The 12,349-nt window shown below is 53.9% G+C and carries 14 protein-coding genes and 4 tRNA genes; 13 read left to right on the top strand and 5 right to left on the bottom strand.

From position 1 onward, the window contains the following. Window positions 1-57 precede the first annotated feature (57 nt). The 3 genes from birA to ACI9KD_RS01260 all read left to right on the top strand — a co-directional run bounded on the left by birA (window position 58) and on the right by ACI9KD_RS01260 (window position 1,938). Window positions 58-1,038, top strand: a complete 981-nt coding sequence (gene birA, locus ACI9KD_RS01250) for a bifunctional biotin--[acetyl-CoA-carboxylase] ligase/biotin operon repressor BirA (RefSeq protein ID WP_414979325.1) — start codon at window positions 58-60, stop codon at window positions 1,036-1,038. Continuing rightward, a complete protein-coding gene (locus tag ACI9KD_RS01255; RefSeq protein ID WP_414979326.1) occupies window positions 1,035-1,820 on the top strand; it encodes a type III pantothenate kinase in 786 nt (261 codons plus the stop codon). Before birA ends, ACI9KD_RS01255 begins: the two co-directional genes overlap by 4 nt. Before the next feature lie 42 nt (window positions 1,821-1,862). Then, window positions 1,863-1,938, top strand: a tRNA-Thr gene (locus ACI9KD_RS01260). 123 nt (window positions 1,939-2,061) lie between these two features. Here ACI9KD_RS01260 and ACI9KD_RS01265 read toward each other — a convergent pair. After that, on the bottom strand, window positions 2,062-4,377 hold the full coding sequence (locus tag ACI9KD_RS01265; RefSeq protein WP_414979327.1) for a sulfatase-like hydrolase/transferase: 2,316 nt from the start codon (window positions 4,375-4,377) through the stop codon (window positions 2,062-2,064). A gap of 451 nt (window positions 4,378-4,828) precedes the next feature. On the opposite strand from ACI9KD_RS01265, the gene ACI9KD_RS01270 reads away from it, so the two are divergent. The 4 genes from ACI9KD_RS01270 (at window position 4,829) to tuf (ending at window position 6,660) form a co-directional block, all read left to right on the top strand. Beyond that, a tRNA-Tyr gene (locus ACI9KD_RS01270) sits at window positions 4,829-4,912 on the top strand. Window positions 4,913-5,045: 133 nt separating this feature from the next. Further along, window positions 5,046-5,119: transfer RNA gene (locus ACI9KD_RS01275), tRNA-Gly, on the top strand. Window positions 5,120-5,243: 124 nt separating this feature from the next. Further along, window positions 5,244-5,319: transfer RNA gene (locus ACI9KD_RS01280), tRNA-Thr, on the top strand. Between the two features lie 117 nt (window positions 5,320-5,436). Continuing rightward, on the top strand, window positions 5,437-6,660 hold the full coding sequence (gene tuf, locus ACI9KD_RS01285) for an elongation factor Tu (protein WP_414979328.1): 1,224 nt from the start codon (window positions 5,437-5,439) through the stop codon (window positions 6,658-6,660). Window positions 6,661-6,881: 221 nt separating this feature from the next. Here tuf and ACI9KD_RS01290 read toward each other — a convergent pair whose 3' ends face one another. Together ACI9KD_RS01290 and ACI9KD_RS01295 are read right to left on the bottom strand one after the other, a co-directional pair. Further along, entirely contained in the window at window positions 6,882-7,613 is a 732-nt protein-coding gene (locus ACI9KD_RS01290) for a hypothetical protein (RefSeq protein ID WP_414979329.1), read from the bottom strand. Between the two features lie 43 nt (window positions 7,614-7,656). Beyond that, window positions 7,657-8,040 (bottom strand): TM2 domain-containing protein, encoded by a 384-nt coding sequence (locus ACI9KD_RS01295; protein WP_414979330.1) that lies wholly within the window; start codon window positions 8,038-8,040, stop codon window positions 7,657-7,659. Window positions 8,041-8,223: 183 nt separating this feature from the next. Here ACI9KD_RS01295 and ACI9KD_RS01300 point away from each other — a divergent pair, with 183 nt between their 5' ends. Next, on the top strand, window positions 8,224-8,469 hold the full coding sequence (locus ACI9KD_RS01300; protein ID WP_414979331.1) for a YdcH family protein: 246 nt from the start codon (window positions 8,224-8,226) through the stop codon (window positions 8,467-8,469). Beyond that, entirely contained in the window at window positions 8,469-8,789 is a 321-nt protein-coding gene (locus ACI9KD_RS01305; RefSeq protein ID WP_414979332.1) for a TraR/DksA family transcriptional regulator, read from the top strand. Before ACI9KD_RS01300 ends, ACI9KD_RS01305 begins: the two co-directional genes overlap by 1 nt. An 18-nt stretch (window positions 8,790-8,807) precedes the next feature. Here the strand turns inward: ACI9KD_RS01305 and ACI9KD_RS01310 are convergent, their stop codons facing one another. Both ACI9KD_RS01310 and ACI9KD_RS01315 read right to left on the bottom strand, forming a co-directional pair. Beyond that, entirely contained in the window at window positions 8,808-9,143 is a 336-nt protein-coding gene (locus ACI9KD_RS01310) for a cation:proton antiporter (protein ID WP_414979333.1), read from the bottom strand. After that, the gene (locus ACI9KD_RS01315; protein WP_414979334.1) at window positions 9,025-10,056 is read right to left on the bottom strand and encodes a cation:proton antiporter; all 1,032 of its coding nucleotides are present in this window, start codon (window positions 10,054-10,056) and stop codon (window positions 9,025-9,027) included. The genes ACI9KD_RS01310 and ACI9KD_RS01315 overlap by 119 nt, the downstream gene beginning before the upstream one ends. Window positions 10,057-10,338: 282 nt before the next feature. Between ACI9KD_RS01315 and rpsJ the strand changes: the two genes are divergently transcribed. From rpsJ to rplW, 4 genes are all read left to right on the top strand, one after another. Further along, window positions 10,339-10,650, top strand: a complete 312-nt coding sequence (gene rpsJ / locus ACI9KD_RS01320; RefSeq protein WP_414979335.1) for a 30S ribosomal protein S10 — start codon at window positions 10,339-10,341, stop codon at window positions 10,648-10,650. A gap of 129 nt (window positions 10,651-10,779) precedes the next feature. Beyond that, a complete protein-coding gene (gene rplC / locus ACI9KD_RS01325) occupies window positions 10,780-11,415 on the top strand; it encodes a 50S ribosomal protein L3 (RefSeq protein ID WP_414979336.1) in 636 nt (211 codons plus the stop codon). A 17-nt stretch (window positions 11,416-11,432) separates the two neighbouring features. After that, a complete protein-coding gene (gene rplD, locus ACI9KD_RS01330) occupies window positions 11,433-12,050 on the top strand; it encodes a 50S ribosomal protein L4 (protein WP_414979337.1) in 618 nt (205 codons plus the stop codon). Continuing rightward, on the top strand, window positions 12,047-12,343 hold the full coding sequence (gene rplW / locus ACI9KD_RS01335) for a 50S ribosomal protein L23 (RefSeq protein WP_414979338.1): 297 nt from the start codon (window positions 12,047-12,049) through the stop codon (window positions 12,341-12,343). Before rplD ends, rplW begins: the two co-directional genes overlap by 4 nt. The last annotated feature ends 6 nt before the right edge of the window (window positions 12,344-12,349 follow it).

Here is a 12,349-nt window from a genome sequence, read left to right on the forward strand (position 1 = left end):
CACCGCGGGGGACTTTGCTATGATCGCCAGTCATTTTTGGAGTCAGCTCTTTCGTCCATGTCCGCAAAAGACCTCTTGATACAGCTTGCCGATGGCGCATTTCATTCTGGTGAGACGCTTGCCACACAGTATGGCGTCAGTCGCACGGCGATTTGGAAGCAGGTGACCTTGCTGGAAAAACTAGGCCTCGAGATAAATCGCGTCAGAGGCCGAGGCTATCAGATCGAGGGTGGTCTTGATTTGCTTAGCGAATCTGTAATCCGCGACACGTTGGGTGCAGATGCTGCCGCTCTTCTGACGCAATTTGATATTCATCAAAGTATCGACTCCACGAATGCGCAGTTGCGGCGGCAAGACGCTGCGATCGCGGGTGCATCGGTGTGCCTTGCAGAAAGTCAGAGCGCGGGACGCGGCCGACGAGGCCGGTTCTGGGTGAGCCCCTTTGCGAGCAGCATTTATTTATCGGTGGCGTGGCGGTTTCAAGGTGGGGCGGAGGTTCTCGAGGGTCTTTCTCTGGCGGCGGGCGTGTTGGTCTGTGATGCGCTTCGAGACTTGGGTGTCGAAAACCTCTCCTTAAAATGGCCTAACGACATTTATCTCGATGGTAGGAAGCTCGCTGGAATTCTTGTAGAGATGAGCGGTGATTTTTCCGGGCCCTGTGATGTGGTCATTGGTGTTGGAATCAATGTGCAGTTGCCGGCCTACGTGACTGATCAAATCGAGCAGCCGTGGTCCGATCTTCGGTCCTTCGCAGATGGGTCCTTTTCACGAAGTCTCTTGGCGGGAAAGCTGTTGAATCGATTGCTCCCTGCCCTGGCGGTCTATGAGCAGCAGGGTTTTGCGATGTGGCGGGAGCGGTGGCAATCCCTGGACGCCTTTGCGAACCGATCAGTCATTGTGGATAACAGCGGCCAGCGTCTTGCGGGACAGGCGGAGGGTGTCGACGAGCGGGGCGCTTTGTTGCTGCGTACGAGCACAGGTGTGCAGAGTATTCATGGCGGTGAAGTCTCCTTACGATTGCAGGAAGCATCGTCATGAGCGGCGCAACGCTATTGTTGGACATTGGCAACAGCGCAGCCAAGTGGATGTGCGTTGGCGCTCTGGGAACGCTCCGCGTGGGACGAGTAGATACGGATTCGTTGATCGACGAGTTAGGTGATGATCTTGTTGGGGCTACCGTGCTGGTCTCAAGTGTCGCAGCGCCGTATAAACAGAAGGCGTTGTCTGTTCAGCTGAGTGGGCTGAGCAAAAGTGTCTGGTTTGCTGTTTCCCGCGTGTCCCTTGATGGATTGGTGAACTCCTATGAGGACGCTGAGCGCATGGGAGTGGATCGCTGGCTGGCCATGTTGGCTGCGCGGCAGCGAGTCCGTGGTCGAGTCTGTGTGGTGGATGCCGGATCAGCCCTCACGGTAGATCTAGTGGCCGCAGACGGGTGTCATGAGGGAGGCTACATCATTCCGGGTATGGCCTTGATGGAGCGGGCGTTGTTCGCAGATACGGGTCGTGTGCGTGACAGCGCTCCGGCAAACGCCTCTTTGGCCCCTGGTAGATCCACGGCAGAGGCTGTTAGTCATGGCTTGTTGCTTGCGCAGGCGGGCGCAGTGCATCTAGCTATGTCGGTCGCTGAAGCGCAGGGTGAGCGACCCCAGCTGCTGCTTTGTGGCGGCGGCTCGACGCAATTAGCGAAGGTTTTGAATCTTGCTTACGACAAGGCACCTACTCTCGTTTTTGAAGGTCTATTGCGGCAGGCGGAACTGGAAGCCCCCGGCTTGTTGAATTATCCCCAAGTATCTTCGGCACTATTTACTCAGAGTGATTGAATCCGGCTCATCCTTTGTCTAAACTCACGCCCCTGAAATTTGGCTGGCGTAGCTCAGTAGGTAGAGCAGCTGATTTGTAATCAGCAGGTCGCGCGTTCGATTCGTGTCGCCAGCTCCATTTTTCAAATGGTTTGTCCAACGATCGACTTACGGATGACTCGGCCCCAGCAGCGGGTAGCAGTCCGAGTTCTTGCCAAGATACGTTCTTCTTTAAGTCTCCCTTAGCCGGGCTTAGCCGGCATTAGTTGCCCAGTTCGACTGCCAGTTTGGTGTATCGCTCTCCGAGGTGTTGGGACTGCAGCTCGCCGTCAGCAGACAGTCTCGCAACGTATGGCGCGCGAAAGCCGATTTTGCTGAACGCTTGATTTTGTCCATTTACGGAAATTGTCAGCGTGTCATCGCTGCAAATGCCGGAATCATGAACGACGATGAAAAGCGCTGCCAAGCTTGGGCTGCGATTGACCGCGAAGTCTCGCGTCGGTGCTTTTGCCACGTCTGCGCCGATCTTGCAGGCGTCAAAGTTTTCGACCAAAGAGGCGCGCCCAGCATTGTTGACGCGCACAAGGTTCACGCCTCGTGGAAGCATTAGTTTGTTTTTCGTTGTCTGGATGTAAGACCGCGTTTTTGGTCCGGCGCTGGACAATACAGAAACCGGGCCCAGGATATTGGCTTGAGCAAGCTTCTCGTTGTACATAACTACATCGGGTACCCCATGGGTGTTTAGCGACCGTAACCTCTGACGTCGCTCTGCACTCAGACTGCCGCGTGTTGCAGACTGGAGGGCTTTGCTCAGTGTTGATGCGGTAAGCTTTGTGTTGCCGTTGATCTCCCGCTCAATGGTGTCTTCGGATGAGAGTGCACCCACGAACAGGCAGAGTCCATGATCTCGAAGCGCTAAATTCATGGCGCGCACCTTGCTGCAGTCATCTATCCATCCAATAGCATCATCAGTTGTGCGTGCTAACAGGTATTGCGTAAGGGTTCCCCGTGTATCAAATTCGAAAACGTTTGTGCGCACGTTCAGGTTGTCATCGAACTCGATAACAATGGGCAATGCAAAACGTCGATTTTGCATAACCACCACGCTTTCCTCGGGTAGAACTTCGAAGCCCTCTTGCGCAGACGGGAACTGCCAGAATGCGTTGACATCTTCGCTCCAGGCCCCGATGAGGGTGTCTCCGTTTAAGTCTGCTATGGCCTCGCGGAAGGTCGGCTTCCCCTTTAGTAGGTTTCTCCCAAGGCCGATGGATGTGTTCTCCCATCCAAGGGCTGAGAGCACCGTGGGCGCGATATCGAAGGTCGAGGCTCTGCGGGAGATAGCGACGCCGCCGGCTTGCGCTGCAGTGAAGATCATAAACAAGTTGCGCCGGCGGCCTTTACCCAGCAGGTCGCTGGCTGCGTTTCTCAGTGCCGTGTGATCAGAGGCCACGACCAAGACGGTGTTCTCAAAATCTTCTGACTGTCTGATTTCTCTTATCAGTGTTGAGACTAACCGGTCCGAGCAGTGAACGGCGTTGAGCATTTTGTTACTACCGTCTCGATAAGGTTTCGTACATGATGCTGATTGATGCCCGTTCGGATGATGGGTGTCCATAGTCAAAGCGAAGAGTGCGTAGGGCGCGTTTTTGCCCTTTAGCGTGCGGTGTGTGCTGCGAAGTTGGTCTAGTAGTGAGTCGTCATACAGGCCCCAGCTGGATACGTAACTGGGATCCGGGAGCTGTGGCCCTAGATCTTTCAAGCCTTTTGGGTGGCTGAAGCCATGTGTTGAAAGGAACTTCCCTTTGCCTGCGAAATCGAGATCTGCGCCCCCCAGGTAGTTCATGCTCATGCCGGTTTCCGACAGAAGATCCCCCAGGCAGGATGCCTTTGGCAGGAACTGATCCATGCCCCGCATAGAATTACTCGAGCCTGCTGTCAAAAGGGGGAGGCCGCATTGACTCGCTACGAGTCCTCCGATGGTAAATCCTGTGCCGCGGTAACTAAGGACATCAGTAAAATAGAGACTCTGCTTTTCGAGTGCTGCCAGGTTTGGTGCCAGTCCTGGGAACAGCTTTTCGTCCAGGTATGTCCGCTCAAAGCTCTCTAAATAGATGAATACCAGATTGTTATTGTTGCCCGAACCAAGCTCTCCGGGTTCTTCGAAAAAGCGCTCAAAAAGCTGTTCCTTTCCTGCTTTTTCTTGACGTTTCTCGGACTCGGACTGCGGCACGAGGCTCACGTTAAGTAGGCCCAGTGTTTGTGTAGTAGTGGGATGTAAGAAAACACAGACCGGCAGAGCGAGAATCGCAAAAAAAGCCAGTGGATGCGGCTTTTCCATATTCCGCGAGCGTCCCAGAATGTAGAGCATCACCGGAATCGCCAGTGATGCGGCAATAAACAGGGCGCTTATCACAATCCCCGGAATGTACTCTTGCCATCCAGCCCCATCGAATCCTACGCTGAGGTGAAAAAACACCGATTGATCAACGCCGGCTCCAGTAAACCGGTTAGCAACGATTTGTACGCCCGACAAGATCAGGAATACAGAGGTGACACAGCCGACGATGATGGCGGTCACTAACGATCGTCGCCTGATACCAACGAGAACCAGGGCGAGGAAAAGAATGTTGAGAGCGTAAAAGATCAAAGCGATGGGCTTTGATTTGTGTCTGTTGAGGGGCGTACGTCGATGTCACTAATGGTCCGTAAGAGTTTCAATGCTTGGATCCCGGTTGAGGTATGGTCGGGGAGCCTTGGCTGCGAGATATCGGCCGCTGGCAACGAGTCTACCGAGCTGTTACCCCAGCAAAGCCAGCGTAACCGTAGGGCGCAGAATACCGCTTTTGTGCTCAGTGCAGAACTTAGTCCCGCAAGTGTTTGTTCCTCGCCGTACTTGGAATCGAGAGGATCCCTGGCTACTCTGAATGGCGGATACTCCGTTTGAACCCATTTAGCCTTACTGAACCGGCGTTTCTTCCTAGAAATCAGTTGACATTAGTTCGGCTCATCTGGACAATGTGCCGCCTTTCGGAGGGGTTCCCGAGTGGCCAAAGGGATCAGACTGTAAATCTGACGCGCAAGCTTCGGTGGTTCGAATCCACCTCCCTCCACCATAAGTTTTTGAAAAGAAACAAATAAACGCGTCGGTTTGTAGTATTGCTGACGTAGGAGAGCGCCGCACGACCACGAGAGAGGTGGTCGTGCAGGGCGCTATGTGGCTTGTGCTGGCGAGGCAAGGTAATTACCGCGGGTATAGTTCAAGGGTAGAACCTCAGCCTTCCAAGCTGATGATGCGGGTTCGATTCCCGCTACCCGCTCCAGCAATGGCGTCTGATGCTGGGCTCATTCGTGAGGATGGGTGCTGCTCAGAAGGCAGGGACTGACGAAAGTCAGCAAGGCGTTGAGTGGTTGGGCGCTGGATTTAGGTGCAGAAGCAGTCTACAGGCTCATATAGCTCAGTCGGTAGAGCACTTCCTTGGTAAGGAAGAGGTCACCGGTTCAAATCCGGTTATGAGCTCCATTGCTTTAGCTGTTGTGCAGGTTGTGTGTGGTGGGCGCGGTGATCGCGCGACACCTTAGAAGAATCAAAGATGAGGCGTGGCGAGTAATCGTCACCGGTGCAGGGAGAGTAGTTGTAATGGCAAAAGCAGCATTTGAGCGCGATAAGCCCCACGTCAATGTGGGCACGATTGGACACGTTGACCATGGTAAGACGACGCTGACGGCGGCGCTTACACGCGTTTGCTCTGAAGTATGGGGCGGCGAGTTGGTAGCGTTTGACGGTATTGATAACGCACCGGAAGAGAAAGAGCGCGGCATTACGATTGCGACCTCGCACGTTGAATATGAGTCGGGCGTTCGTCACTACGCTCACGTTGACTGCCCAGGACACGCGGATTATGTGAAGAACATGATCACCGGTGCTGCGCAGATGGACGGTGCGATTTTGGTCTGCGGCGCGACTGACGGTCCTATGCCTCAGACACGAGAGCACATCCTGCTGTCACGTCAGGTAGGCGTACCGTACATTGTTGTATTTCTGAACAAGGCAGATTTGCTGGCAGAAGATTGCGGCGGTGCGGATTCAGAAGAATACGAAGAGATGAAAGAGCTGGTTGAGATGGAGCTTCGTGAGCTTCTGGACCAGTACGAGTTCCCGGGTGACGACACACCGATCATCTGTGGTTCGGCGCTGATGGCGTTGAACGGTGAAGATGAGAACGGTCTGGGTACGACGGCGGTTAGGACCTTGGTTGAGACTCTGGATACTTACATTCCAGAGCCTGAACGTGCGATTGATCAGCCGTTCCTGATGCCGGTAGAGGATGTGTTCTCTATCTCAGGTCGTGGCACAGTTGTGACGGGTCGTGTTGAGCGCGGCATTGTGAAAGTGGGCGACGAGATTGAGATTGTCGGTATCAAGGACACTGCGAAGTCGACTTGTACGGGCGTTGAGATGTTCCGCAAGCTGCTTGACGAAGGTCGTGCAGGCGAGAACGTTGGTGTACTTCTGCGTGGTACCAAGCGTGAAGAAGTTGAGCGTGGACAGGTCTTGTCCAAGCCAGGCAGTGTTTTGCCACACACGAAGTTTGAGTCTGAGGTTTATGTTTTGTCCAAGGACGAGGGTGGTCGTCACACGCCATTCTTCAAGGGCTATCGTCCGCAGTTTTACTTCCGTACGACTGATGTGACGGGTGCTTGTGAGCTTCCAGAAGGCGTTGAGATGGTTATGCCGGGCGACAACGTACAGATGGTCGTGACGTTGATTGCACCGATTGCGATGGAAGAAGGTCTGCGTTTTGCTATCCGCGAGGGTGGTCGAACTGTAGGCGCTGGCGTCGTCGCTAAGATCATCGAGTAATTGATCAAAGTTTCAGGCCACGGCCTGATTCGAGAGCCCGGCCTTTGTGCCGGGTTTTTTTGTCTTCGATTTATCCGCGGGCTTCGGTGTTGGTGGCTTTGCAGGCTATAGCGAGCCCTGCTGTGTTGCGAAGCCGAGCGTCAAAGCGCCAGCAGCGAGCGCAGTAACGCAGTGATGCTCGCGCTACTGAGCCAAAGCTGGCGGGGGCTGATCAAAGCCTGCTAGGGGTTGGCGACCTCGTGGCGCAGAATCTTCGGGAGGGATTGGTGCAAGGTTGAGTAATGACCCAGCCCATCGAGAACATCCAGGGTGCACCGATCACCCAGCCGGTGTGAGAGTGCCTCGGCCATTGCGGGAGGCGTCCAGGTGTCTGCACTGCCCTGATAAATGTGCACGGGACATTCCAGTTCATCAATGAGCTGCGCCCAGGGGCGCACATACGCATGAATGGTGGCCAGATAGCGTTTCCTGTCGTTGATTAGCGCGGCGTGGATACCGTCGCGGCAGGAGTCTCGAAATTCCTGACCGTCAAGCAATGTCTTGTCAGCGGCTGGGCTGGTGGCAAAAATCTGCTTGATCAGCCGTTCTGGCGCTAGTTGGGCTAGGGTCCTTTGTCCGTAGGTCAGTGCGGTGAGTAGGTAGTGATGTGTGCGAGCTGCCTTGAACACGGGCGCTCCGGCCATGCTGTTCAAAAAATCCCCCAGTTCCAGTGGCGCTGCCGGCGAAATGAGGTGTAGTGACTTCGCTGATTTTCTTTGGGCGGCGGCTCTGATGGCGCCAAACGCCCCCAGAGAGAAGCCGATGAAGGAGTCCTTGGGATTGGACGCGCTTTGGGCTGCGTATTGCCAGTCTGCAGGATGCATAAGCTGTGGAGCCTCAATGTCGAGGCCGCTGAGAAAGTGCAGTTCCGCGGCGGAGCCTGGCAAGCCATGAAAGTAAACATGACGCGTCATCGCGGCTCTGGGTTTAGATATGCGTGATGCATATCGGCCATGGCTACTCATTGATATCGTCAATCTGCTCGTTCAGCGTCCAGTAGTCATAAAGAATTCCCAGCCCAAAGAGCCCCAGGGTCAGCAAATACAAGAGACCAGTGAATAGCTTGCCCATGTAAAAGCGATGTAGACCAAATGCGCCAAGGAAGGTCAGAAGTATCCAGGCGATGTTGTAGTCGACGCTTCCCTCGAAGTATCGTCGATCCGCGTCATCGTTCATCGCGGGTATCAAAAACAGGTCAACAATCCAGCCGATAAAAAAAAGGCCTAGGGTGAAGAACCAGATTGTCCCGGTGATCGGACGTCCGTAGTAGAAGCGATGTGCACCCATGAATCCGAAGACCCAAAGCAAGTAACCCATCACGACCGAATGCGAGCGTTGCATAAACCTAGCCTCCTTTCCCTATGCCAGCTACCTGCCGACAAACAGAACCTAATCCGACATTAATCATGACACAGGTCATGGTCTCGGATGGAAGGTGGGCGTTAAGCTGACCCCATGCTGCGATGAATTGATGAAATCATGGCAATGATTCGAATCAATCGACACCCATTTAAGGAGCTTTACATGTCCGTACCTCACCACGATCTTGTGCACGAGTTCCCCGAGCTCAAAGATCAAATACACGAGTTGAAAACGAGTAATTTGCATTTTCGAAAGCTTTTCGAGCGATACCATGAGCTGACTCGAAAGGTTGAGAATATGGAAAACGAGGTAACGCCCGTCGCGACGCGAACAGAGGAAGACGCGAAGCGACAACGCTTGCAGCTGAAAGATGAGCTATATGGCATGTTGACTAAAGAATCTCACTGATGGTTGAAGAGCTGCTGAGCGCCAAGCTAGAGCTCGCGCAGCGATTATCGGACCTCAAAGCGCGACTGGGGAATCTCAAACGCGACGCTTCACAAGAGCACTCTTCGGATTCTGCAGAGCAGGCCCAAGAGCGAGAGAACGATGAGGTAGTGGATGCGATTGGTATTGAGACTCGCGGCGCAATTGCTGCTGTAAAAGCTGCGCTACTCAGAATAGACGAGGGTAGTTATGGTCGTTGTGTGCAGTGCGGTGCAGACATTGCGCCGGATCGCCTTAAGGTCAGGCCTGAGGCCACACACTGCATCGACTGCGCAAGCTAGGTCATCGAAGGACGCTTATTAGTTGAAGACATTTTCACTCTGCTCCGGAGCATTTCCCCGGCGCCCTTTCCACCAGCGAATCGTAAGCGGTACAGATATGTTGAGGCAAAAGGCTGTCGTCATTAGGGTGTAAAGCATTTCTTCGGTAATCACCTGATGTTGCACATAGGCTATATCCATTACCACAAATGCGAGCTCTGCCCTACCGAGCATCCCAAAGCCGATGAGCCAACTGTCATACCAGTCGAAGCCGCCGGTATAGCGAGCGGCGAGTCCCGCTGACAGGATTTGTCCGACAAACAGGCCGACAAACAGGCCGATAAACAAAATCAATGCCTCGTCCATCACCGACATCAATATGTCCAGGTCCAGAACCAGGTGTGTACCCAGAACAATGAAAAACACCGGGCCAATCCAGGAGAAATGCGACGCTATCAATGATCCTTCGGGTTTCCTCGTGGACGGTTTCTCCGGTCTTTCCGGCGTTACTCGCTAACAGGAAGTATTCCTCCTTTAAAATAAGGCCGGCCATATAAGCGCCCACTGCAGGGTGAAATCTAAATTCGTGGCCCAGCAGTGCAACCCATAACGCTATTAGGAGTACCGTCAATGTGGCGTGCTCTCCATTTTCCATGGTGATCAGACGGCTAAGGTTGAATCCGGAGAGTCCGGGTATGCGGTCAAAAAAAGCCCCTTGCATGGGAAACAGCCACAGAGCCATCACCGTAATCAGCACGAAAAACGCGACGGCCTTAGCACCGATGACCAGCAGCGCATTGATACTAAAAGTCGCCTCGCCCGTGGCCATCGGAACCATGATGGCTACAAGGGCCAGGGCGGCTATATCGTCCAGTACCGCGGAGGTCATGATGCCTGTTGCCGCATCAGTCTTGTGCAGCCCTTCGCTGCGTAGGGGAACCATCGTGAGCGACACCGCAGTCGCGGTCATGGCAAGTGCACAGAGTAAGGCCGCGTTAGCATCACCCCAGAAGTACATAACTGTCGCGTAGGCCACGGTGAAGGGCGCTATGGCCCCAAACAAGGCAATCCCCCAGCTGCGGCGAATGCTTCGCACAAACGCCGAAGAATTCTCCTCAAAGCCCAGAGCAAACATGATCGCAATGATTCCGATTTCTGCAAGATCCCGGATAAAGATGCCCTGATCCTCCGGTAGCGCCCCGACATTGACCAGAATACAGCCCATCACAAGAAACCAGAGTACCGGCGTCAGTTTGGTTTTTCCGGCCGCCCAGTGGGCGGCAAACACGGCGAGCTATATGATGCCAAGGGAAAACAGGTCTTCCATGCTATGAGGTCCTTTGTCGGGATTTGCAATGCTCTCGATACTTCTCGCTTTGTGCGCGCGCCTCAAGTGAAAGCCGAGCTGTCGTTGACCTGAGTCAATCTTGAGGACTCAGCTGTCGCTACTAGCGATATTTCGCACATTACTCCTTGACAGTCGGCGCACTCATATCTAGAATTCGCGCTCCATTTGTCGGGGTCCCCAACGCGGGGCTCTGGTTTTTTGTCAAGATTGGAGACTGATCGCGTGCAGAATCAACGCATACGTATTCGCCTGAAAGCTTTTGACCACCGCCTGATCGATACATCGACTCAGGAAATCGTTGAAACAGCACGGCGAACCGGCGCACAGGTACGAGGACCCATTCCTCTGCCAACGCGCAAAGAACGTTTCACCGTGCTGGTATCACCGCACGTAAATAAGGACGCACGTGATCAGTACGAGATTCGTACCCACAAGCGCCTTCTTGACATCATCGAGCCGACGGAAAAGACCGTTGACGCTTTGATGAAGCTCGACCTAGCGGCGGGCGTGGAAGTACAAATCAGTCTTGGCTAACGACAATTCGTAGCAAGACCTGCCCCGGCCACTAATACAAGGCGCGGGGTGTGTAACGCCCGGCCCTTTATGTTGAAGAGTTGGGTGGCCATAGAGGGTGAGAGCCCCGTACACTGTGAGGTTGGCAAAATGACTATTGGCTTAGTCGGCCGGAAGTCCGGCATGACGCGCGTCTTTACCGAAGACGGCGCATCTATTCCAGTAACCGTAGTGGAGGTTTCTCCAAACCGCGTTACTCAAATCAAAGAAAACGATAGCGATGGTTATCGTTCGATTCAAGTAACCGCGGGCAGCCGAAAGGCCGCCAAAGTGAGTAAGTCCGAAGCGGGTCTCTTCGCTAAGGCCGGCGTTGAAGCGGGTCGTGGTCTGTGGGAATTCCGTTTGTCTGCCGAAGAAGAGTCTTTCGAGGTGGGAGCTGAGCTGACCGTTGAGCGTTTTGCAGAAGGTCAGAAAGTTGATGTTGCGGGCAAGTCCAAAGGTAAAGGCTTCCAGGGCGTTATTAAGCGTTGGAACTTCAGTATGCAGGATGCCACCCACGGCAACTCACTGTCGCACCGTGCACCTGGTTCTATTGGCCAGTGCCAGACCCCAGGTCGCGTCTTCAAAGGTAAGAAGATGTCAGGCCAGATGGGTAATGTGAACGTAACGGTGCAGGGTCTAGAGATCGTGCGTGTAGATGTAGAGCGTAATCTGCTCCTGATCAAAGGTGCTGTACCTGGTGCACCCGGTGGGGACGTCTTCGTGCGTCCGGCCGTCAAAGGCTGAGCGCGGGAGGAATATAAGTGGAACTAAGTATATTAAAGCCCGGGAATGAGTCGGCAGGCACGCTTTCAGTGTCAGATGCCAGCTTTGCTCGCGAATACAACGAAGATCTGGTTCACCAGGTAGTGACTTCTTTTCTTGCCGGAGCCCGTCAGGGTACGCGAGCTCAGAAGAATCGCTCTGATGTCCGTGGTGGTGGTAAGAAGCCATGGCGCCAAAAAGGTACGGGCCGTGCTCGTGCTGGAACAATTAGATCACCGATCTGGCGTAGTGGCGGCGTGACGTTTGCAGCCCGACCCCAGGATCACGGCGTTAAGGTAAATCGCAAGATGTACCGCGCAGGACTCAAGACTATCATTTCCGAACTGGCTCGCCAGGATCGTTTGGTCGTTGTTGAAACGTTTGATTTAGAGTCACCTAAGACGAAGTTACTGGTCAGTCAGTTGGATGCTTACGGCGTGAACAGTGCGCTGCTGATCTCTGATGAGGTGAACGTAAACTTGTATCTGGCTTCACGCAATCTTCAGAAAGTTGATGTCCGCGACGTGCAGGGTATTGATCCAGTAAGTTTGTTGTCTCATGACAAGGTCATGGTGACTGTGGATGCCGTTAAGAAGATTGAGGAGATGCTGGCATGAACCGTGAGCGCGTATTTCAGGTGCTGATGGGCCCGCATGTGTCGGAAAAGGCAGCGATTGTTGCCGATGCCAATAATCAGTATGTATTTAAGGTTGCGGTTGACGCGACGAAGAGCGAGATCCGCAAGTCAGTGGAGCAGCTTTTCAAGGTCAGCGTTGAGGATGTCCAGACTCTAAAGGTCAAGGGCAAGATGAAGCGTAATCGCTACGGGTTCAGCCACAAGCCGACCTGGAAGAAAGCCTATGTTCGCGTTGCCCAAGGGCAGGACATTGACTTCGCGGTAGCTGAGTAAGGGAGA

Source organism: Congregibacter sp. (assembly GCF_047617445.1).
Taxonomy (GTDB): domain Bacteria; phylum Pseudomonadota; class Gammaproteobacteria; order Pseudomonadales; family Halieaceae; genus Congregibacter.

Excerpts from the sequence above, each read along its gene's own strand:
- birA (WP_414979325.1), top strand. The coding sequence starts at position 58 with ATGTCCGCAAAAGACCTCTTGATACAGCTTGCCGATGGCGCATTTCAT.
- ACI9KD_RS01255 (WP_414979326.1), top strand. The coding sequence starts at position 1,035 with ATGAGCGGCGCAACGCTATTGTTGGACATTGGCAACAGCGCAGCCAAG.
- tuf (WP_414979328.1), top strand. The coding sequence starts at position 5,437 with ATGGCAAAAGCAGCATTTGAGCGCGATAAGCCCCACGTCAATGTGGGC.
- ACI9KD_RS01290 (WP_414979329.1), bottom strand. The coding sequence starts at position 7,613 with ATGACGCGTCATGTTTACTTTCATGGCTTGCCAGGCTCCGCCGCGGAA.
- ACI9KD_RS01295 (WP_414979330.1), bottom strand. The coding sequence starts at position 8,040 with ATGCAACGCTCGCATTCGGTCGTGATGGGTTACTTGCTTTGGGTCTTC.
- ACI9KD_RS01300 (WP_414979331.1), top strand. The coding sequence starts at position 8,224 with ATGTCCGTACCTCACCACGATCTTGTGCACGAGTTCCCCGAGCTCAAA.
- ACI9KD_RS01305 (WP_414979332.1), top strand. The coding sequence starts at position 8,469 with ATGGTTGAAGAGCTGCTGAGCGCCAAGCTAGAGCTCGCGCAGCGATTA.
- ACI9KD_RS01310 (WP_414979333.1), bottom strand. The coding sequence starts at position 9,143 with ATGTCGGTGATGGACGAGGCATTGATTTTGTTTATCGGCCTGTTTGTC.
- rplC (WP_414979336.1), top strand. The coding sequence starts at position 10,780 with ATGACTATTGGCTTAGTCGGCCGGAAGTCCGGCATGACGCGCGTCTTT.
- rplW (WP_414979338.1), top strand. The coding sequence starts at position 12,047 with ATGAACCGTGAGCGCGTATTTCAGGTGCTGATGGGCCCGCATGTGTCG.